The sequence below is a fragment of the Bacillus sp. NPDC060175 genome (genome assembly GCF_042728695.1).
GTDB lineage: Bacteria > Bacillota > Bacilli > Bacillales > Bacillaceae_G > Bacillus_A.
On the sequence record NZ_JBHWYR010000036.1, the window covers coordinates 1 to 22,715 of the forward strand.

A 22,715-nucleotide genomic window follows, 5' to 3' on the forward strand; every position below is an offset into this window, starting at 1 on the left:
TGTTAATATTTTAAATATTAACATAAATAAAAACCAAACCACTTTTCATATGAAAAACTGTAAATTTCAAACCGAAACTAATTTTTATTTAAAAAAGGAATGTGGATTGCATAAAATGAGGTTGAGAAAATAAGAAAACACTTTCATTTAACGCCACAATTTTATGAAATAAAACGTCAATCAAAGGAGCCTATAAACAATGAACGTCTCTTTAATTACACCTACTACCGATTTACAAGAAGAATACTTAGATTTTTATAACGAATGGAAAGCTAGCGATGAAACGATGATTCCGTGGGTTATTTCAAAAGATCCTTCTAATTTCACGGCAATGATTCAAGAATTACACGAGGCACATAACGGAATAAATATACCTAAAACATGGGTACCAGATTCTACGTATTGGCTCGTTACAAATGAAAATAAAATTTTGGGAGCAGTTAATATTCGTCATAGTTTGACGAAGCATTTATTTAATGCTGGCGGCCATATCGGTTATGGCATTCGCCCTTCTGAAAGAAGAAAAGGATATGCTACAAAGTTACTAGAGTTATCATTAGAAAAAACGAAAGAATTAAACATCACGAAAGCACTTGTCGTTTGCGATGAAGTGAATACAGCTTCAGAGAAAACGATTTTACATAACGGCGGTCTCCGTGATGAAGATTTCACTGAAGAAGATGGTAATGTTGTGAGAAGGTATTGGATTGAACTCTAAATAATCAAAAAAAAGCCAGAAAGTGATTACACACTTTCTGGCTCCTTTTATACTGCTTCTATTTCAAACTGCACTGTAATACCACTCGGATCTACTACTGTAAATCCATTTGTTGTTTCATTTATTTCATGTTGTTTTTCTATTAATCTTTCTTTTACTTCATCTAACGCTTCTTTATGAGGCAGTACAATCGTATACACTTTTAGTCCCGTTGCATGTACTGGTGGATGCGGGTTATTTACCCCATTCCACGTATTTGCACCGATATGGTGATGATAACCTCCTGCCGAAATAAATAAGCAATCATCTTCACGCTGTTGTACTTCAAAACCTACTGTATCTACATAAAACTCATGTGACTTCTCGACATCAGCTATTCGTAAATGCACGTGCCCAACGACAGTGTCAGCAGGTAATCCATCAAACTCATAATCAACGAGCTTTGCTAGTTCTTTTAAATCAAGTGGCGTACTCCCTCCTGGTCCCTCTCCCCATCGATCACGCGGACGGTCTGCATATATTTCGATACCATTACCCTCTAAGTCTTGTAAATAAAACGCCTCACTATACGTATGATCACTTGCGCTATTAAACCTTGAAATTGGTAAAATTTCATTTGAATATGTATAACGTCCTTCTTGCTCAATCGGACTATCAATTACCTTTTTATTACGAATAACACCAAATAGTGCCGAGGCAAAAGCTTCACGAGTTGGAACTAAAAAAGCGACATGATATATACCCGTCGTACGTGGTTCTTGAAGCGCTGCATCTTCCACCTGCTCAAGAACGAGTAAAGCATTCTTACCACCTTTTCCAGCTAAATATGCTTTATTCCCCTCTTGCTTAATTACTTCTAACCCTACTACATTCTCATAAAAAGCAATTTGACTCTCTAAATCTTTCACTTTAAATTCAACATGACCAATGCGTGTTTGCGGATGAATTTGTACCATGGATAACTTCCTCTCTTATTCCCTTTAGTTTTTTATATTAGTTGATGGGCAATAACCCCATTCAACGAATACACCTCAATTTTGTTTTTTCGTAGCATCAACTTTTAGCCATTTTTTCGATATATCGCTTAATGTTCCATCTTGTTCTAATTCTTTTAATGCTTTATTTATATCTTCTAACTTTTCACTCTTTTTTGCAAATGGAAATGCAATCTCTCCCCATTCAAGTGGACCAAATCCAACTTTGACATTATCTAGTTTCGCCTTTGTTATTGTTGTTTCCACTTGAACTTTATCATTATAATAAGCATCGACGCGTCCAAATCCTACTTCATTCAATTCCGCTGTCGGATCCTCTGAGTACGTTTTAATCGTAAAAGCATTATTTTTATTTAAAGCTTTTAACTCTTGCTCTCCTGCTGTGCCAAGCCCAACTCCTACCGTCTTTCCTTTTAAATCTTCTAGCGACTTAATTGTTTTATTATCTTTCTTCACCGCGAAAACAGAGCCTGAATACACATATGGGATTGAAAAGTCATATTTCTTTTTTCTTTCCGAAGAAACTGATAGTTCATTTGCAATCGTATCAATACGGCCTGAATCTAATAAACCGAATAATCCTTCAAAATCAGAAACATTCCATTCCACTTTATATCCAGCTTTTTTAGCAGCCGCTTCAATAATTTCAGCATCAAAACCTTTTACTTTCTCACCCTCTTTAAATATAAATGGGCTACGACCTGCAGAAGTCCCAACTTTCACTACTTTTTCATTTGTTTTTTCACTTGCTGCATTAGAACCACAAGCAGACAAAATCCCTACCGACACCGTTAATGCTAATGTTAGTAATAATGACGATTTTTTCATAACTCTTCCTCCTAAATAACGAAATGATTGCCTTCTTCAGAAGCATTTAATTGCCGTAAAAACTTTTTCGTACGCTCATTTTGTGGGTTTCGGAAAATCTCTTCTGGCGTTCCCTGCTCTACGATAATTCCATCAGCCATAAATATAATGCGATCCGCCACCTCTTTTGCAAAATTCATTTCATGTGTAACAATAACCATCGTTATATGCTGTCTTGCCAATTCTTTAATAACTTGCAATACCTCATTAACTAATTCTGGATCAAGTGCTGAAGTCGGTTCATCAAACAAAAGTACAGCTGGATTTAAAGCCATTGCTCTAGCAATCCCAATCCTTTGCTGTTGCCCGCCGGATAACATTGCCGGATAAAAATCTTCTTTATCAGCTAAGCCTACTTGTTTTAATATTCCTCTCGCTATTCCCTTTGCCTCTTCTTCACTTTTTTTCTGTACAACCGTTAATGGTGTTGTAATATTTTGCAATGCTGTTTTATTTTTAAATAAATTATAGTTTTGAAAAACCATAGCTGTTTTTTGCCGTAATTGTATTATTTCTTTTTTATAAAGTTTCTTCGCATGAATCTCTAAATCTTCAATTCTAATACTTCCGTCATTCGGTTGTTCTAATAAATTTAAACATCTCAGTAGTGTCGATTTTCCTGAACCAGAAGGTCCAATAATTACTACTACTTCCCCTTTTTTCACAGTAAGTGAAATTCCCTTTAACACTTCATTATGTTTGTAGGATTTATACAAATCACTTATCTCAATCACATATTTCACCTCATTTCTGTTATAAATACGGTGCATCAAGTTTCTTTTCTAACTTTTTCTGCCCCCAGCTAATTACGATTGTAATAATCCAATACACAATCGCTACCGCTAAATAACTTTCCATATAACGATACGATTGCGCCGCTAGCATTTTCGCTTGCGCTAAAATTTCAGCCACCCCAAGTGCAAAAGATAACGAAGATTCTTTTAACAATCCAACAAAATTATTTCCAAGTGACGGCACAGCTACACGAATAGCCTGCGGAAAGATGATTTGTCGCATCGCTTGTGCTTTTGTCATTCCTGCTGATAAACAAGCATCCATTTGTCCTGATTCTACAGCATTTAATGAACCTCGAATTATCTCTGACAAATAAGCAGCATTATTTAAACTGAGACCAATTAAAGTTGCTTGCATAGCTGTAAGTACTGTAAAAGCCGGAGATATTTGTGGCAATCCGAAATACAACACAAACAATTGAACTAATAACGGTGTTCCTCTAAAGAAAGAGATATACACCCTTGCAATTGGATATAAAAATTTCGTTTTGTTTTTTGTAATGATCGCCAGGCCAATCCCTATAACGAAAGAAATAATCATTGAAACAACAGTAATCCCTAAAGTTATGTATACATACTTAAATAATTGCGGAAAACTTTCTAAAAAATACGCCACATCAAATTTCACTTTGCTCCCCCTTTCTAGACAAAAAACTCTTCTTACACATATAAGAAGAGTTGAATGTTAATCCATTTCCCCCATCTCCCAAACGCCTCATACGTTTGCTGGAATTAGCACAGTACTTTTATAGCCTGTTGCTGAGATTTCATCGGGCCAGTCCCTCCATCTCTCTTGATAAAAAACTAATAAATTTTTCCATTTATTAATTTGTTATTATGAAGAATACAGGTAAATCAAAACAATGTCAATAGGAAAACTAAGAATTAAAGCCACACTTTTTCCGAACATACAAACAATACACCATCAAAATTACTATTCTTAATAAACTGTACACAAAAAGCCGGTACTTCTAACAAACTTAGAAATACCGGCTTCAAATCTTTTATTCTTATAGCTTATGATATTTATCTCATTTTATGTACTTCAGCAACTAACTTTCCGCCCTGAATGCCCATATAAAGCTTAACAGGAGCATCATTCGTGTTTTCAAATACTAAGTCTAAATATGGATATGCAATTGTAGCATCTCTTCCCTGCGGGACATAACCTACTGTTTTAGAGTGTGTCGTTCTCTCTACCATTTTCAAACCGGCTTGATCTGCCGCATTATATAACGTTGATGATGTTTGACAAACACCACCACCATATCCATCTACTAATTTACCATCTACAATTTCTTTTCCTAATTGGTACCCTTTATCTGGTGTTGTATCTCCAATTAGTGCATTAAAAGAGAAACGGTCTCCTTTCGCTAAAACAACTCCACTTACGCTCTGAGCAGATAAACGAATATTTTCAATTCGACCACCTGTTGAACCACCTAAATTCGTTTCATATCTACCAATTACAGTACCACTGCCTTGCGCATCACTTAATGTTGCAGTAGGTTTTTTCTCCACAATTGGTAACTGATAAGTAGAATCCCACATACCTACATTTAATAATTTGTCTACTAACTCTTTTTCCATTAATTCATACGCAGGTTTTCCCTCTTGCCAACTTCCATCAGGTGCTAAACGTGAAGGAACCATCTTTTTATCGACGCTTTTCCCAACTTCACCAGCAACCTTCGTTACCGATTTTTTGAATTTCGCTTCATCTTCAAAATAGCCTAAACTCGATAAATCTAGTTTCTTCACTTCAGTACCAGTACGACCATCCACTAAGCTAATGTTATCCTGCACTTCAGCCTTAGCTTCCACAACGTTCCCACCGATATCACTTACTAATGCCACATCACTTACTTTTGTACCACAACCACTTACTACAGCTACGCATAGCACCCCTACTAATATACCCTTTACTTTACGGAACAATATACTCTCTCCTTTTCCCCAACATCATTTCTTATGTATTATTTCATTTTATGTATCTTTTGTTACAATCATTTTACAATATATTTAGAAAATGTTACAAGTTGTTTTTTACTCTATTAAAATTACTCTTTTCTTTTGTAAATGTCTATACATATTTATATAAATTTTCGAGTTTGATAAGATTGTAACTTTTATGCAACCTATTTATATCCAGTATATACCATTCAACAGATGAAATACAAATGTAAAACTCTTTCATTTCACCTCTCTATTCACCTGCATGCTTCAAAAACCGTAATACCGATTTCTCATATGTGATCATTATTAAACAACTTAAACCGAGTTTTTATAGGTAAAAACAATTAATCCCTTCAGCGTATATAGGTATTTGCCGTGCCACTACTCCGCTTTTGCTCATACATTATGATGAATTTAACCTATTATAAAGAAATGGAGGATGTTTTTATGTATCCCTACAATCCTTATGATCCATATAACCAATATGGTTACCAACCTCAGTATGATTTACAAGCACAATACGAACAATATATTGACCAAACAGAAGAAGTTAATCCATATGATCAAAATCGACAATTTCAACTTCCAATCTCTTTTCCTGGCACTGGAAACCGTCAACTAGAACGACGAGTAAATGAGCTTGAGCAAAGAGTACGTCAACTAGAAAACACAGTTGAGCGTCATACACGTAGATTAAACCGCTTAAATCAGCGTTTACGTACAGTAGAAAATAGACTAAACATTCCATTTTCAGCATTAGAAGATGGTTTTTAATTTCGAAAAATAACAAATATATAAGGAAGGGACTCCCCCTTCCTTATATAAATTGACGAAAGTTTTTTCCATCTCTATACTGATAAGAGTTAATGAAATGAAACAAGGTGATAAATATGGATTTTGAAATAAATTTTCTTTCCTTTTATGTAGTACAAGTTGAAGGAAAAGATGAAGCAGTTGATAAACGCTATAAACATTTTCAAACATTAGACGCTGAAGAGTATGAAGATAGCTCTTTAAAAGAATTTTTGAATGGTGAATTATTAAAAATTTCAAAGCGAAAAGTAGAACGTCACGCAAAAACAGAACAAGCCCCAACAAAGATTGGTCGCTTTATTGTAGAAGAAGGGCACGAATTTGATTCAAACCCTCATTACAACTTATTTAATCGTATTCGCTTTGCAGAAACAAAAGAAAACTTCAAAGATATGAGCGAACCTCTCGTTTATACATACCTTGACACAAGCGCTGTACGTGGTGGTGTATTTTTAATCGCTCAAGCAAAACTACGCAAATACTTTGATGATCCATTCGTATTCGTAATGAAATGTGACTTCGAACCAAAGGTTGCTTCCATTTCTGATGAATCAACACTTATTCGTAACGTTGAAATGGCCATCACAACAAAGAATATGAAATCTATCCAATATCCATACATGCCTGAAGAAGGTATGGTCGAGCCTGGCGAACTAAAAATACATCAGGCATCACACGCCCGCTACTTTGAAGACTTCTTAAAATTCGTCGAGTACGAACGCTCTATGCCTGAAATTATGAAAACACAAGTAATGGACATGGTATATGACCAAATTGAAGATGTATTTGAAGAAGGTACTGAAGAACGCGAACAATTTGACCAAGCGATGGAAGTATGGGCTGCCAGTCCAAAACGCGAAATTATGGAACAGTTTTCAACAGAGGAAGTAATGGAAGCAACTGCTCAAATTGTCGAGCACGCTCCTGAAGTAGAATTAAAGCTAAAAGCAGATCATATCTCTGTGAAGGCCCTGCTTGCTGATTTCGGAGACCTAATACATATCGCAAAGGTAAATGACCGATACGTATTAATGATTGAGGCTGATACACTTACGTTTGAGAAAGGCTTCTCTCCGATTGAGTTTCTGAAGCCAGATGAATTGCAAGATGTGATTGAGCGGATTGAGAATAAGCAGCAGTATTCTTATGATCCAAATGGAATTGAATAAATGCTTCCATATAACTATTTTTACTGAGCGCTGTTAACAAGCGCTCTTTTATTTTGGTCACATTTTCATATCTATTTTGTGGTCACTATAGGTATATGAATACTAAAACCACTTTTTTTATAAAATTCCACCTTACTAACCAATCGAAAGTCTGACCATTTTCTTCTAATGTACTTATGATCGAGGCTGTTACGCTTACGTTTGAGAAGAGGCTCTCTCCCATCGAATTTCTAAAGCCAAATGAATTACGAATAGTTATGCAAAAAATCCAAAATAAGAGTTAATATATTTTTATAATGTTAAAGAAGCTGTACATGCTCTTTATACAGCTTCTTCCTCTCAAAAACTGCCGATTTTTAATGATTGTACGGCATTCCGCACGAACAACGATGCGAACCGAATAATAAGTTGTAAGACGCAGGAAATTCTTGATTTACACGTTGTACTTCTCGTGCAAATTCTTCTTCGTCTTTTGGTACTCGAAAAAGTGCATCTGCTTTTTCTTGTGTATCTATATTGGCTCCAGGCGGCACAAACCTGTTCGTCGCAACACGCACACCGTTTGTTACTACTGCATTATATGAAATAAACGTTCCTTCTCCAATAATCGCATTATACACAATTGCTTTAAAACCGACGAACACCTTATTCCCTATATAACAAGGACCGTGAATGAGAGCGCCATGCGCAATACTTACTTTTTTTCCAATATAGATGGAATACTTTTTATCATCAACAGAAACAAATTTATTCAATAAACCATGTAAGATAACTCCGTCTTGCAGATTTGTGTTTGAACTAATATAAAATGGAGTTCCTTCATCCGCACGAACGCTTACATTAGGAGCTACATATACATTATCTTTAATTCTCACATCGCCTATCACACTAGAAAACGGACTTATAAAAGCTGTTTTATCAATTTTTGGATAACGTTTAATCGGATTAAATGAGGTAATAGGATTGGGGCTGATAAAGGGAGCAAACGACTGATTGTGACTTCTACAATTTCTTTTCGTCAAGAAAACATCTCCTTTAAAATCATATATACAGTATTTTATGTACATGCTGCTATTTTGGAGACAAGTTGTTAAAAGATTAATACAGTATTATAGGGACTTGCTGGCGGATTCGCTTACGTTTGAGAAAGGGTTCCCTCCGATTGAATTTCTAAAGCCGGATGAATTGCAGGATGTAATTGAGCGGATTGAGAAGAAACTGCAGTTTGGATATGATCCGGGTGGGATTGAATAGAACTCTGAACGATCAATTGACTTAAAAAATAAATACTAAAAAACTCCTATATCTATAAATGGAATAGGAGTTTTTACATTGCTCACTAATAAATTCTCCTCATAACAAGGACTAGCCTTAGCTACCTTAATACATTTACGTTACCTTTCCCTCTTCCTGCACTTTCTCCATCTCAGCCAAATACCTAAGCTGCCGCTCCGCTTTTCTCACCGCCGTAGGAAAGTGTTTTTTTAGAAGTTCTACTGCAGATTCACTTATATAATATCTTTCCGTTATACTTTCCCACGTGTCACTGCTTTCGAATGCACTCCATACAAAAGGATGCTCTGTATTTTTTCTCATTTCTTTAAATACCCATTTCCGCATCTTTTTTTTCGCTTTTTCTGTTAGTTTCCCGTTCTTTACAAGTTCAAGCTCACCATGTCTTTTATATCGTTTGTTAATATCTCTCTCGCCATATACTTTAAGAAATATATTTGCTGTATTCTCAGCATCTGCTAAAGCTCGGTGTTGCTTCCCTTGCCATGTTAAACCGATCTGTTCTACTGCGAACTGTAAACTTGGCGTATGTTCAAACAATTCTTCATACGCTTGGAAAACGAACTTTTGCAAATCAAACCTGCTCTCTTTTTCCATACATGGGCATTCTACACCGTGTAATGTACAATCGTGAGATAGAAAACGATAATCTTCTTTTCCCCATGAAATAAATATAGAATCTTCTCCGATGAACTGAATAAATTCCTCTATAATTTGAGGGAATTTCTCTACACCAATTAAATCTTTCTTTGTAATTCCAGTTAATTTTGTTGTATGACGAGTTAATGGGGCACTTGGTTTTACTAACTCTGAAAATTCTCCAATAACCTTCATTGTACTCACATCTATTTTTATAGCTCCAATATCAACTATTTCTGACGGATCTTCTGATTTATACGGTCTAAAATTCCTCTCGATATCAAACACAATGAACTGTGTAGCGCTTTTCAATTTATTTACCTCTTTCTAAATGCCTTTTCATACACATACTTTATTTTCAGTATTTATTTATTCATGCACTTTATGCATGAAATACCTCGTAAAAAAACAAAAATTCAGTCTTATTATCATATGTACATTGGAGGATATTCAATAAGAACGCAAAAAAAAAGAAGGGCAAGCCCTTCTTTTTTTTCATAATTACTTCTTGTTTACGTTTGTTGCTTGAGGTCCACGGTTACCTTGTTCTACTTCGAAAGTAACTTCTTGACCTTCTTCTAAAGATTTGAAGCCGTCGCCTTGGATAGCTGAGAAATGAACGAATACGTCTTCTCCGCCTTCAACCTCGATGAAACCGAAACCTTTTTCTGCGTTAAACCATTTTACTTTACCGTTTTGCATTTAAAAAATCCTCCTACAATGTACCTATATGTACATATTCATTTTCAACCACTTTACAATAATACTCTATAATTTAAAAAACTGCAACCCCCCGAAGGAGATTTAACATTGCTATCCTCCTCGGAAGTTACAGCTCATTTAAATCTCTATATTATTAAAAGTAAAATGGTTTAAAGTAACTATATCATATCAATATAATAAAAGCAAAGTTTTTTTAAAGCTATACAGCTTTTTTCTTCCACTGCATCGCTTTTAATTCACCCGATCCAGCTACAACATAGCCTTCTTTTTCATTAACAATGCGCCAACCATGCCCTTTAACCGAATCACATACTGTAACAATTCCTTCTTCAAGAAGCACACGGCAAACATTGCTAATCCCCGCCTTATTTTGCGCTGACGTTGTATATAACACATGTTGATCTACACTTAAGTCTAAATAGCTACTAGCTTTTTGTTCACTTTGACATGTATGCCAACATATTTTATCACTTTCGACACTCTCATCTATTCTACAAAAAGCAATATTCCCGCTAATTCCCCTGCAAGATCCACTTGCCGCTACTAAATAGGAATTATGTATAGTCAACGCAGAAATCATCTGATTCATCGCTATTTTAATTCTTTTTAATTTACGTTTCTCTAAATCAAAAAGCCAAACACCACCATATTTAGTATGTATTTTCGTACCGATAAATAAGTAATGTTTATATAAAAATAATGATCGAATAGATGGTGCCTCACTACCGTAATTAAGAAATGGCTGAATAGTCTCCCATGTGGCACCAAAATTATTAGAATGATACAGTGTTTTATCTCCATGAGCAATTACTGTTCCATTCTCATTACTACATACATTCCAGCTCGTTGCTTTCGTTGGAAAGCGCTGGATCGTCCACGTTTCTCCACCATTCATACTACGAATAAAAACTCCTTCGTCTCCTACTCCGTAAACTACGTTACCTTCACTATGTAAATCTCGAATTCGTTTTTGGAAACCAGTTAAAACCTGTTTCCATTCTCCATCTTTTTCAATGAATAAACCATTATATGTAGTAGCTAACAAAAGCTTTCCATCTCTTAACTTTGTAATAGCAGTTGCACTTAACATTGTTTCCACGTTGACACTCCCATTCCTAGAACTTCTCGGCAAAAGCAATTGCAAAATCACTGCATTTTTCAACGTCTTCTTTATCTTCTGGAGCTAATTCAATTTTCAATCCTTCTTGTACGAGTTCTGCCCCGCATTTTACAAGACGTTCTTCAAATATCGTTACCGCTTCACAAAACAGTTCATACGCCGTATCACCTGATCCAAAAACAGCCACTTTTTTACCCGTTAAATCTATATTTTCTAACTCATCATGGAAATCTTCCGCTTCAAATGGTAATTCACCATCACCCCACGTATAAGATCCTAAAATGATTCCATCATAAGCTAATAATTCTTCAGCATCCATACCTTCCATCTCTTGCAATACTACTTCATGATCAAAGGCATCTAAACTTACTTTAATTAAATCAGCAATACTCTCTGTATTCCCTGACATACTTGCATACGCTATTAAAATTTTCGCCACTTTGGCATCCCCCTCTTACAATGAATGATTCTCATTCTCATTATATTAATAATGAGAATCAATTTCAATTATTATTTTCATCCGATTTATATCCTTTTCATTTATGTTAAAAGAAATCGTACATCTGACTATTACTTTTTCATTTTGAGTATTAACATTCATATTCATCTATTGCCAAATCTAGTTTCTCAACTTATTGTATATACATCCTTTCACATTTAATATGTTGCATATATAATGCGAAAGGCCATTTACACATTTCATTTTTTTCAGGTAACAAACAATTTCGATTTTACAAAAAGAGGAGTCTTTATAATGAAAAAAATTTTTATTAGACTTTTAAAAATATCATCCCTTTTGACAGCACTATTATTAACAGTGGGTGCCATTATTCTATTTGGCACTTCATACGGCCATAATTTACGTGTCATCGCAGCGGAAAGTATTTTAACGTCTCAACATCCGCAATACGCAAAAATTACATTACTGTCTGATAACGAGTTAAATGATATTTCTCAATCCATTACAAATCCAAAGTGGAAAAATAGCGAGTTTGCCAATACAAAACTTTCAAAACAAGAATTAGAGCGAAAGAAAAATTTACCACTAACTGTTTCAATTGAAACAGTTAAGAAAAAATATAACGACCATTTTTTCGAAGGTAAATTAATGACTATTAGTAATCCATTAAATGTAAAGCTCGTTACACAACAAGGTTCACAAGGAAAAGACGTTGGGGAAAAAATATATGTCATGGCAAAACGAAACCATGCACTTGCTGCTGTAAATGCTAGTGGGTTCTGGGATGAAACGGGGCATGGTGGTGGTAAAACAGGCATCGGTATTGTTATGGAAAACGGGAAGGTCATAAACACACCGCAAGACATTAATACCCCTACTCTCGTCAGTGGACTTACAAAATACGGACAAATGGTTTCAGGAGAGTTTTCTGCTAATCAACTGTTAAATAAGAATGTCGTTTCCGCTGCTGGCTTTATGCCTCAACTAATTGTAAATGGCGAAAAAATGATTACAAATGATGGCGGATGGGGCTATGGTCCCCGAAGTATTATGGCTCAGAAAAAAGATGGATCAATTATGTTTTTCATCATTGATGGAAGACAGCCTCATAGTATCGGAGCTTCTTTAAGAGACTGCCAAGATATTCTTTATGAAAAAGGGGCCATAAATGCAATGGCAATGGACGGGGGCTCGTCAGCGACATTGTACGCAATGGGAGACATTTTAAACATCCCTTCAACCTTATCTCATAAATCACGCTATTTACCAAACGCCTGGGTTGTTACCGCGAACCCTAAGCAACAAGTTCATGTAACAATAGACGGCAACCCCGCAAGCTCTCAAAAGATTTCCGAAATGACAGGATCTACTGCTGTAGCTATCAATAAATAAATAAATAAAAAAGAACAGATGACTATACAATCATCCGTTCTTTTTTATTACTTTTTAAAAATACCAAATGGTTTTCCAACTGGTAATACAACTTTTCCGAAGTGTGTATTTAACACGGCTGCTGCTGAACCATAGAAAGATAATAATGAAATACATAGTTCAGAATACGCTGCTAAATTATGCATTGCGTGCGGCATAACACCTAAAGTACTTAATGAAAGACCGATAAATAAGAAATCAATAAGGACGAAAATCATAAATAATACTTTATGTGTTTCCATTGCACCAATTGTCATAAAGATCGTGAAAATCAAGTATCCGATAAAGGCTACACCAAGCTGTTTTGAATCTGCAGTTTGGGCTAATTTTTCGCCAAATACTCCAAGTTGAATTAACCAAGTCATTCCAACACCTAACCAAAATAGGCCGTACGCACCAAATGCTGTTGTACCGAACGTATTGTTATGCTTTGCATCGTGAATGCATGCAAAGATTTGTGCAAATCCTCCTAAAAAGATTGCCCATGGTAATACAAGTGAAACGCCATCTGTTAAGCCTAACTTTTGAGATGATGCTACAAGTGTTACCATCGCTAATCCAAATAGACCGATTCCAGATGGATCTGCTGTTGTCATTTTCACATGATGTGTAGTAGTTTGATTGCTCATATAAACCTCCTGATTATAAACATACTCGAATACAATACTTAAATCAGAAGGCTATGTCAATGGTTTTTTTTGTATGTTGTCAGACCTTATCTTATATAATAATCGAAGATACTTCCAACCACTTCATAAGGTTTTATATTTACATTTTCCAATTCATTTACCGGCATCCATAAAGGAATATAGCTGCCTCTATCTTTCCGTTTGAATTCCTCACCTTTACCACTTCCAAAAATTCCATCTATAATATGGGCATCATAATAATACTCGGTACCGTTATACTCCACCGTTGCAATAAGGTGCCCCATTTGTATATGTACCCCTAATTCTTCGTAAACCTCTCGCTTCGTTGCTTCTTCAGGTGTTTCTCCTTCTCCAATTCCCCCGCCCGGAAAAACAAAATATACCTCACCTTCTCGAACACGTTTTATAAGAGCGATTTTACCATCCTGTATAATTATGGCTGCACCGCAATTTCTTCTCATATTATTTTACCTTAATGCCAATTGCAACTGTTCCCCACTCTTGCTCTTGTTCTTTCGTATATATTTTGTATGTACTTTCTAACTTTTCCTCTAAACTAACATTTTCACAATCAAATAATTTCCCATCAATTTGTTCATACATTTCTTTAAAGCTCTCGTATCGCCTTACCTCTGTTACCTTTACAACAATTATTTCTGCCGTCACAAGGTTAGTAAATACAATTTCATCACCTTGTTTTATTTGTTGACGCTTTTTATCATACAATCTAACTTCATATACTTTTTTACCCGAACAAATTGATTGAAAAGGTCCGTTATATAGCCCCATTTGGTGTCTCATATTTTCCCCCTCCTTATAATTAGTTTAACATACAGCCTATATTGTACGAGAACTTGCATGTTTTTTCTCTTGCAAGAATATCCACCTTCCTTCCAACTTGCATATACTGTTCCATATCCATTACTTGCTACAGAAAGGATGCTAAATTAATCATGTTATATTTAAATCAAAAACCTGAATACGCCCAATATGATATTGGTGATTATACCTATAGCAAAGTAGGCCCTACTATTTTTTCGTGGAATGATGAAACAAAATTAAAAATAGGCAAGTTTTGTTCATTAGCAGAAGAAATCGTTTTCATACTTGGCGGTGAACATCGCGCTGATTGGATAACGACTTACCCATTTAATGCTCTTTTCGATGAAGGAGCACATATTACTGGTCACCCTTCGTCAAAAGGTGATATCGTAGTCGGTAACGATGTATGGATTGGTTATCAATCCTGTATTTTATCTGGAGTTACAATTGGTAACGGGGCCATTATTGGTGCGAAGAGTGTTGTTACAAAAGACGTACCTCCATATGCAATTGTGGCTGGGAACCCTGCCAAACTAGTTCGATATCGTTTCCCACAAGAAACCATTGAAAAACTAGAAAAACTTGCATGGTGGGACTGGGATATTTCTGTCATAAAAGGAGCTATTCCATTTCTACTCTCCAACAAAACCAACGAATTTTTCACCTCACCCGAAAAAGAATCTACATGATTGATACACATAAAAAAGAGCATCCTATTCTTACAAGATGCTCTTTTTGTATTTATTTTTTATTTATTTGCAAGTGATTACATGGAGAACATTGAAATGGAATTTTATCTAAGCAATTAAAGTTCGTTTCGCAAATTTGTTCTATCGTTGGAACAAATGGAATGACAACTATGTTACTATCTATTATTTGTGTAACAGGTGGCAATACTGTACCTACTTGATGTTCGAAGCGGATACTCGCTTGATTAATATAATTCCCTGAACCACTTGGTGCGCTCTGAACTGCTACTTGAAACGAAACTGTCCGCGCTTCACCCGGATTTAAACTCCCTATAAGAAACCCCGATACTGGACTTACATTTCGTAATGGAACACTATCGACTATTACGCTTCCAGCGATAAATCGAACACTACTATCTAACATGTCTTGAAAACGAATATTTTGCATGACAGTATCACCTGTATTTGTAATGACTGTCGTAAACGTAATGACATCTCCAATTGTTGCTGTTTGAAGATCTGCCGTTTTTACAACTGTCGTTGAAACATTTTGAGGGATAAACGGGATAACAACTGTATTGCTATCGCCTTCAACTACTACAGGCGGCTCATTCGGATTTACAGTTGCGAGTCCAGTCGCTGTAGCAGTATTTGTAACTAAATTATTTATTTGTCCTCCTGTTATTACAACTTGGAAATTAATAATTGCCGCATCATTTGGCTGAAAATCACCTAGCGGGATACCAATATTTGGATTGGCAAATGGAAGAGGTACATCATTTACCGTTACCGTGCCATTTATAAATAACGTATTTGGATCAATGATATCTGTTAAAACAATATTCGTCACAGGAACTGTACTATCATTTATAACGGCAATTCCGTAAGTGACAACATCTCCTACCATTGCTACTTCAAAATTCGCTCCTTTTGCAACAAATAAGATTGCAGTATTTACTGTCACAATAACTGTATTACTCGTGTCCATCACTGTAATCGGCGGCTCTCCTGGTACTAAAATATATTCTGCTAAAGCCCCAGCAACGTTCACTACTGTACCACCATCTGGAAAACTTGTAATCGTAGCTTCATATGTTACAATCACCGTTTCACCGACTGGGATATCTGGTATCGTAAATCCGGCCTGTGGATTTAACCCCGGCTGCGGAACTCCATTAATTGTTACACTATTTGGTACAAAAGCAGCTTCCGGAGATAGCACATCAATAAATTGAACATTCATCGCATCAGCCGTACCAGTATTTAATATGCGAACACGGTACGTTACCGTTTCTCCTACTCCAACAATTGAATGATCTACTTCTTTCAGCATATCTAAACTGCCTCTATTTACTGGTGTGACTGTCGTATTACTTGAATTCGTAATTGTAAACGGAGGTTCTCCTGGAATCAATACAAAATCACCAGTTACACTCGCCGAATTCATAATACTATTAGAAGGTGGTATTGCGATTACATTTACTTCAAATGTAATTAATACGCTATTACCTACTGCAAGATCCGGTAATGAAAAACCTACAAAAGGATCTAAACCTACTTGCGGGATCCCATTTATTTGTACACTTCCTGGAACGAATTCTAAACTAGGCGATGGAACGTCAATAAACTGAACATTTGTCGCAGTTACCGTTCCCGTATTTGTAACTTGCACACTATAAGTTAACGTATCTCCTAATCGCGTTGCTTGTTTATTTACTGTTTTTATTATATTGAAGCGCCCTCTATTTACCCTCGTTATTGTCGTATTACTTGGCTGATTTACTATAACTGGTGGTTCTCCTGGCACTAAAATAAAGCTTCCCGTTATATTTGCAACGTTCGTAATTGTTCCTGATGAAGGGATGGTTGTAACTGTCGCTTGAAACGTCACTATAACAGTTTCGCCAACGAGTATATCTCCAACTCCAAATCCAGTAATCGGATTTAAGTTTGGTTGCGGGGCTCCATTTACCGTGACACTATTTAGTACAAATGATGCTCCTGCTGAAATCGTATCAATAAACTGAACATTGTTAGCTGTTACTGTTCCTGTATTCGTTATTTGCACTGTATACGTTAATACATCTCCAACTAGGGTAGCAGCTCTATTTACTTGTTTAATAACATTAAAGCGCCCTCTATTTACAGTTGTGAGTGTTGTATTACTTGGCTGATTTACTATAACCGGTGGTTCTCCTGGTACTAATATAAAGCTTCCAGTAACATTTGCCGTATTGGCAATCGTTCCATTTGATGGAACGCTGACAACAGTTACTTGGAATGTGACTTCTACACTTCCCCCTGGATTTATATCTGGAAGTGGGAATCCATTATTAGGATTGAACCCAGGTTGTAACACACCGTCTATCGTTACACTGTTCGGTACGAATGTTATAGAGGAAGGTAATACATCACTATATTGAACATTCGTCGCTGTCACTGTCCCTGTATTTTGAACTACTGTTGTATATGTGATTGTATCGCCTACTGCAACAACCGGCTGACTTACTGATTTTAAAACATTCAAACCAGATTCATTTATTTCAGTTAATGTCGTGTTACTTGTCGTCGTTTCAGTAATAGGCGGCTCTGTTTCACTTACAGCAAATGTAGCCGTAACATCCACAAAATTAACAACTGTTCCACCTTGGGGTATGCTCGTTACCATCTCTTGATATGTGACAAGTACAAAATCACCTACAGGTATATCTGGAACTGTAAAGCCTAGGAACGGATTGAATCCAGGTTCTGGTATTCCGTTTATACTCACACTTCCTGGAACAAATGCTACACCACTCGTACTAGAATCAAGAAATTGAACATTCGTTGCCGGCACTGTTCCAAAGTTAAAAATTAGTACATCGTAGGTTAATATTTCCCCAACCGTTGCTGACCCTTTATCTACTAGTTTTAACGGAAAAATAGACGCTATATTAATCGTCGTAACGACTAAATTCGTTAATATCGTTTGCGTAATAGGTGGTTCCTGCGGATTTGGTTGTGAAGTAAATGTAACGTCAGCATCGTTTAGTATGACTTCATTATCTGGAATCTCTGTAATCGTCACTTGGAACGTTACCGTAATACTTCCACCAGCAATTAATAACGGCGTAACTGTAAATCCTATTTCTGGATTTACACCTGGTTGCTGTATTCCACCTATCGTTACACTATTTGCAACAAATGTCGTTCCTTCTGGAATTACATCTTGGAAGAACACATCTGTAACAGGAATAATTCCTACATTCGTTATTAGCACTGTATACGTTAATACATCGCCAACAGCTCCAGCGGCAACATTTACTGTTTTTGTTGCTGTCACCTCACCAGGAGGTGGTAATGGTATTGTAACTACCGTCGTATTACTTGAATTTGTCGTTGTTACAGGTGGTTGTAAAGGATTTAATAAGAAAGTGGCTGTAGCAGATGCTGTATTCAAAACAGCTCCGCGTGTAGACGGTGCAACAACTGTAACTTGGAACGTTACTGTCAATGGTGCCCCAGCTGCAATATTAGGAAGCGCAAAACCTACATTTGGATCAAATCCAGGTTGAGAAGTTCCATTTATCGTTACACTATTTGCGACAAATGTTGTTTCTGGAGCAACTGTATCAATGAAGGAAATATTCGTTGCTGTAACTGTTCCGTTATTTCGAATGACAACAGAATACGTGTAAGTTTCTCCAAGTGCTGCTTGTTGTACAGATGAAGATTTTTGTATATTTAACTGCGCTGTATTTACTTGTGTCACTACAAAATTACTATTCGTAACAGTCGTTATAGGAGGTCCTGCCGGATTTATAAGGAAACTTGCAGTCACGTTCGATTGATTTCTTATATTCCCTCCACTTGGAACACTCGTCACTGTAACTTGAAACGTAATCGTAGCGGTTTGCCCGACTGGAATATTTGTAACCGGAAAACCTGCTATAGGGTCTGCACCTTGCTGAACAACTCCATTTATCGTTACACTATTCGCTACAAATGTAGCTCCAGATGGGATTGGATCTTGAAAAATGATATTTGTTGCAGGAACAGTTCCTGTATTTTGAATAAGAATCGTATACGTTAACGTGTCTCCTACACCTGCTTGCGGCGTATTTACACTTTTTATTACATTAATTGATCCTACATTTACTCGTGTCACAACGATATTACTAATCGTTACAATTGTAATCGGTGGCTGCAGAGGGCTTACTTGAAAATCAGCAGTGACATTTGCATTATTCGGAAGTACTCTATTCGTCGGTACACTTGTTACCAACACTTGAAAAATGACTGTTACCATCGATCCAACCGGAATATTAGCAAGCGGAAAACCAATAGTCGGATCTAATCCTGGTTGCGGGGTTCCGTTAATCGTTACACTATTTGCTACGAATGTTGTACCAGCTGGTATCGGATCGAGAAATGATACATTTGTCGCTACTACCGTGCCGCTATTTTGTATAGTAACTGTATACGTTAACGTATCTCCTACACCTGCTTCACTTGCATTTACAATTTTCATCACATTTAATCCTGCAGAATTTACGACTGTCATTACGGTATTACTTGGTACCGTCACAGTAATTGGTGGTTCTGTTGGATTTACAAGAAAATCTCCAGTGACATTCGCATTATTTACAACATTATTTCCTTGTGGAATTGAATCAATTAATACTTCAAACGTAACAATTACACTCGCACCAGTAGGTAAATTATTTAATGTAAATCCAAGTTCTGGATCTGCCCCTTCCTGTAAAACACCATTAACCAATACACTATTTTCAATAAATAACGTCCCTTGTGGAATTGAATCTTGGAAAAATACATTTGTAGCTGGTACACTACCTGCATTTATTATTTCGATTGTATATATTAAAATATCTCCTACAGTTGCAACACTCGTATTCACAGATTTTATAACTTCAAAGCTCCCTGTTTGTACTGTCGTATTCACGACGTTACTCGGAACAGTAATCGTAACTGGTGGTTCACTCGGATTCACTTGAAAACTTGCGGATACAGTTGCACTATTTAAAATATCTTCATTTGGCGGATCCTGCTCAATTAATACTTCAAATGTAACTACAACTGTCTGAGCCGCAGGGATATTCAGAAGAGAAAATCCTGAATTTGGATTTAGTCCACTTTGTGGTGTTCCATTAATTGTTACAGAGTTTGCAACGAAAGAAACCGCTGAAGAAGTAGTGTCTTGGAAAAATACGTTTGTTAACGGAACGTTACCTGTATTTTGGACGGCAATCGTGTATGTTAAAGTATCACCTACTGCCGCTTGAGCTGTATTTACTTCTTTTATTACATTTAAACCACCTGTATTAACTTGTGTTACAACGGTATTCGTTTGCCTATTAATCGTTACTGGCGGTTGATTCGGAATAACGACGAAATTAGCAGATACATTACCGCGATTCGCAATCGTACCTCCTGATGGGGTAGATGTAACTCGTACTTGAAAAGTCACCGTTCTACTTCCACCTGGAGATATATTCGCTACTGTAAACCCAGTCGCTGGATTTGCCCCAGGTTGCGAAACTCCATCAACAGTTACACTATTTGGTATAAAAGTCGTTCCAATTGGGATTGGATCTTGAAAAATAACGTTCATCGCCAGTACATTTCCTGTATTTTCAATTGTAACGGTATACGTAAGAACGTCATTAACTGTCGCAAAAGCTCTATCTACTGTTTTTCTCGTTCTTATATCGGCTATATTTATTGTAGTAAATACTGTATTACTCGTCGCTTGGCCTGAAACTGGTTGTTGACCAGGAACCGGAATAAAGTTAAACGTTGCACTTGCACGGTTCGGAATTGGATTTACAAGAGGATTAGATGTCACTCGAACTTGAAAGCGCACTACAGTCGTTTGCGAAGCATTAATGCTTCCAAGATTAATACTACTTGCTGGATTCGCTCCTGGACGCGCCACTCCATTTACCGTAACACTATTTGTTACAAACGTTGTTCCAGCAGGTATACTATCAACAAAAATAACATTATTTGCAGCGACATTCCCATTGTTCGTGACACTCACTGTGTAGGTTAGTACGTCATTAAGTGTTGCCGTCTGTAGATCTACAGATTTTTGCAAACTTAGATTTGCACGGTTTACCGTCGTCTGTACTGTATTTGAAGAAGCTGTACTTGTGATAGGAGGACTTCCGACGAAAGGACGGAATTGGTAAGATACCATTGCACGGTTGGAAATTGGATTTGGATTTGGGAATGACGTAACTCTCACTTGAAATGTAACAATTCTTTGAGCGTTATTTGGGATTGTACCTAAATTTATTCCACTAGCTGGATTCGCACTCGGCTGCGTTACTCCTCCTACTGTCACACTGCCGGCTATAAATGTCGTTCCATTCGGAATACTGTCTTGTAATACAACGTTATCTGCACTTCCCGTCCCTGTATTCGGAACGGTAATCGTATAGGTGAGAATATCTCCAACCGCTGCAACTGTTTTATCAACCGATTTAACAGGATTTATAATTGGCCCCGTCGCATCTATTTGAACACCAAAACCAGCCGCTGCATACCCATCTCCATTTGTAATGAAGCGAACTGTCGCTGACGTTTGATTATTTACTAATGATGATGAAGCATCTACATTCGTAATATCCCACCCTTGTCTTCTGACAGCCAAGGCTGCCCCTAACGGCTGATTCAAATTCCCAAACGTGCCGCTCGTATCTAAATTCCCATTGTCATTACAAATTTGTGATTGAAAGAAATTATTTGCGGGATTTCTCGGCCCGAATAATGCAACTGTAGCATTCGCGTTCGGCCCAAAACGAAGTTGATCTCCAACAATGTTAGAATCACCTTCTTGAGCAGTTACAAGTACTCTTCCTGTAACTGTCCCCGTAGACGGCGTTGCAAAACCTGAAATAATAGCATCAACTGGTGGCGATGAAGCATCGATGATTTCTTGACCTGCATACACTGATAAATTTCGAAGTGGTAAACTCGCATTTTGATAAACTACCTCAAGTGTCCAGCCTACCGATCGACTAATAGTTGAATTGGCAGCAGTTCTCGCAGCAGGAACACTCCCAGTTGTATATGTCCCCGCTCCTCCTCCATTAACAAAGTTTGTTACATTGGCAGATCTAACGTAATAAAACTGATTCCCAACTGATCCTTGTTGAGCAGTTGCAGGATCTGGTGCAACTGAAAATGTTCCCGCTGGTGTTGTAAACGAAATATTATCATTTAAAAATGCAGTAACATCCTCAGTATCAGTCCTGTATGTGCCAGCCCACACTAGTTCTGCGTATAAAACACTACTCCCTGCTGGAAGGTTTAAAATTGCACTTGAAGAATTTAATGGCCAATCATTTGTCGTTCCTGCTGGGAACCCTGGCACTTGAAGCGATGTATTTACTGTAGTAAATACATCAATCGTACCGAAGTTATTGCCTGGTGCAGGAGATGTAGGACTGAGTCCCAACGTGTTCCCAGTGAACGTGACGGCACCAGTTACTGTCGTTGTAAAGCGATTCATAAAAGGCACATAATCATCTCATTTCATTTATAGTAAAAAGTGCTCTATACTATAAAATGT

19 protein-coding genes, 2 pseudogenes and 1 riboswitch are annotated in these 22,715 nt (G+C 36.8%); of the genes and pseudogenes, 7 read left to right on the forward strand and 14 right to left on the reverse strand.

Annotated elements, in window-relative coordinates:
• Positions 1-199 precede the first annotated feature (199 nt).
• Positions 200-718, forward strand: coding sequence for a GNAT family N-acetyltransferase (locus ACFWDE_RS17845; protein WP_377893668.1), 519 nt, complete (start codon positions 200-202; stop codon positions 716-718).
• Between the two features lie 47 nt (positions 719-765).
• Here the strand turns inward: ACFWDE_RS17845 and ACFWDE_RS17850 are convergent, their stop codons facing one another.
• The 5 genes from ACFWDE_RS17850 to ACFWDE_RS17870 form a co-directional block, all read right to left on the reverse strand.
• Entirely contained in the window at positions 766-1,674 is a 909-nt protein-coding gene (locus tag ACFWDE_RS17850; RefSeq protein ID WP_377893670.1) for a VOC family protein, read from the reverse strand.
• 75 nt (positions 1,675-1,749) lie between these two features.
• Positions 1,750-2,541, reverse strand: a complete 792-nt coding sequence (locus ACFWDE_RS17855) for an amino acid ABC transporter substrate-binding protein (protein ID WP_377893672.1) — start codon at positions 2,539-2,541, stop codon at positions 1,750-1,752.
• Positions 2,542-2,552: 11 nt separating this feature from the next.
• Positions 2,553-3,314, reverse strand: coding sequence for an amino acid ABC transporter ATP-binding protein (locus ACFWDE_RS17860; protein WP_377893674.1), 762 nt, complete (start codon positions 3,312-3,314; stop codon positions 2,553-2,555).
• A gap of 19 nt (positions 3,315-3,333) precedes the next feature.
• Positions 3,334-4,002, reverse strand: coding sequence for an amino acid ABC transporter permease (locus tag ACFWDE_RS17865; RefSeq protein ID WP_377893676.1), 669 nt, complete (start codon positions 4,000-4,002; stop codon positions 3,334-3,336).
• 68 nt (positions 4,003-4,070) lie between these two features.
• A riboswitch (SAM riboswitch) is annotated at positions 4,071-4,177 on the reverse strand.
• A gap of 223 nt (positions 4,178-4,400) precedes the next feature.
• The gene (locus ACFWDE_RS17870) at positions 4,401-5,312 is read right to left on the reverse strand and encodes a VanW family protein (protein WP_002146391.1); all 912 of its coding nucleotides are present in this window, start codon (positions 5,310-5,312) and stop codon (positions 4,401-4,403) included.
• 465 nt (positions 5,313-5,777) lie between these two features.
• On the opposite strand from ACFWDE_RS17870, the gene ACFWDE_RS17875 reads away from it, so the two are divergent.
• The 3 genes and pseudogenes from ACFWDE_RS17875 to ACFWDE_RS17885 all read left to right on the forward strand — a co-directional run.
• Positions 5,778-6,104, forward strand: a complete 327-nt coding sequence (locus ACFWDE_RS17875; RefSeq protein WP_002146390.1) for a hypothetical protein — start codon at positions 5,778-5,780, stop codon at positions 6,102-6,104.
• A 116-nt stretch (positions 6,105-6,220) separates the two neighbouring features.
• Positions 6,221-7,312, forward strand: a complete 1,092-nt coding sequence (locus ACFWDE_RS17880; protein ID WP_377893678.1) for a DUF3900 domain-containing protein — start codon at positions 6,221-6,223, stop codon at positions 7,310-7,312.
• A gap of 170 nt (positions 7,313-7,482) precedes the next feature.
• Positions 7,483-7,596: pseudogene (locus ACFWDE_RS17885) on the forward strand (DUF3898 domain-containing protein); the annotation flags it as partial.
• 72 nt (positions 7,597-7,668) lie between these two features.
• Here ACFWDE_RS17885 and ACFWDE_RS17890 read toward each other — a convergent pair.
• Positions 7,669-8,334: an LbetaH domain-containing protein gene (locus tag ACFWDE_RS17890; protein WP_377893680.1), complete on the reverse strand. Its 666-nt coding sequence runs from the start codon at positions 8,332-8,334 to the stop codon at positions 7,669-7,671.
• Positions 8,335-8,437: 103 nt separating this feature from the next.
• Here ACFWDE_RS17890 and ACFWDE_RS17895 point away from each other — a divergent pair.
• Positions 8,438-8,566 (forward strand): annotated as a pseudogene (locus ACFWDE_RS17895) (DUF3898 domain-containing protein); the annotation flags it as partial.
• A 135-nt stretch (positions 8,567-8,701) separates the two neighbouring features.
• Here ACFWDE_RS17895 and ACFWDE_RS17900 read toward each other — a convergent pair.
• From ACFWDE_RS17900 to ACFWDE_RS17915, 4 genes are all read right to left on the reverse strand, one after another.
• Positions 8,702-9,556: an exonuclease gene (locus tag ACFWDE_RS17900; protein WP_377893683.1), complete on the reverse strand. Its 855-nt coding sequence runs from the start codon at positions 9,554-9,556 to the stop codon at positions 8,702-8,704.
• A gap of 189 nt (positions 9,557-9,745) precedes the next feature.
• Positions 9,746-9,946, reverse strand: coding sequence for a cold shock-like protein CspB (gene cspB / locus ACFWDE_RS17905; protein ID WP_001179147.1), 201 nt, complete (start codon positions 9,944-9,946; stop codon positions 9,746-9,748).
• A 220-nt stretch (positions 9,947-10,166) separates the two neighbouring features.
• Complete coding sequence (locus ACFWDE_RS17910; RefSeq protein WP_377893684.1) at positions 10,167-11,066, reverse strand: WD40/YVTN/BNR-like repeat-containing protein; 900 nt, start codon at positions 11,064-11,066, stop codon at positions 10,167-10,169.
• A gap of 16 nt (positions 11,067-11,082) precedes the next feature.
• Entirely contained in the window at positions 11,083-11,526 is a 444-nt protein-coding gene (locus ACFWDE_RS17915) for a flavodoxin (RefSeq protein ID WP_001062757.1), read from the reverse strand.
• Between the two features lie 315 nt (positions 11,527-11,841).
• Between ACFWDE_RS17915 and ACFWDE_RS17920 the strand changes: the two genes are divergently transcribed.
• Positions 11,842-12,939: a phosphodiester glycosidase family protein gene (locus ACFWDE_RS17920; protein WP_377893685.1), complete on the forward strand. Its 1,098-nt coding sequence runs from the start codon at positions 11,842-11,844 to the stop codon at positions 12,937-12,939.
• Positions 12,940-12,986: 47 nt separating this feature from the next.
• Here the strand turns inward: ACFWDE_RS17920 and ACFWDE_RS17925 are convergent, their stop codons facing one another.
• From ACFWDE_RS17925 to ACFWDE_RS17935, 3 genes are all read right to left on the reverse strand, one after another.
• Positions 12,987-13,607 carry an acetate uptake transporter gene (locus ACFWDE_RS17925; RefSeq protein ID WP_000070943.1) on the reverse strand — a complete coding sequence of 207 codons (621 nt, stop codon included), beginning with the start codon at positions 13,605-13,607 and terminating at the stop codon, positions 12,987-12,989.
• A gap of 86 nt (positions 13,608-13,693) precedes the next feature.
• The gene (locus tag ACFWDE_RS17930; RefSeq protein WP_377893687.1) at positions 13,694-14,089 is read right to left on the reverse strand and encodes an NUDIX hydrolase; all 396 of its coding nucleotides are present in this window, start codon (positions 14,087-14,089) and stop codon (positions 13,694-13,696) included.
• A gap of 1 nt (position 14,090) precedes the next feature.
• Positions 14,091-14,429, reverse strand: coding sequence for an ASCH domain-containing protein (locus ACFWDE_RS17935; protein WP_377893688.1), 339 nt, complete (start codon positions 14,427-14,429; stop codon positions 14,091-14,093).
• 152 nt (positions 14,430-14,581) lie between these two features.
• Here ACFWDE_RS17935 and ACFWDE_RS17940 point away from each other — a divergent pair, with 152 nt between their 5' ends.
• Positions 14,582-15,139, forward strand: a complete 558-nt coding sequence (locus ACFWDE_RS17940; RefSeq protein WP_201040698.1) for a CatB-related O-acetyltransferase — start codon at positions 14,582-14,584, stop codon at positions 15,137-15,139.
• A gap of 52 nt (positions 15,140-15,191) precedes the next feature.
• Here ACFWDE_RS17940 and ACFWDE_RS17945 read toward each other — a convergent pair whose 3' ends face one another.
• Complete coding sequence (locus ACFWDE_RS17945; RefSeq protein ID WP_377893690.1) at positions 15,192-22,664, reverse strand: DUF7507 domain-containing protein; 7,473 nt, start codon at positions 22,662-22,664, stop codon at positions 15,192-15,194.
• Positions 22,665-22,715: the final 51 nt, after the last annotated feature.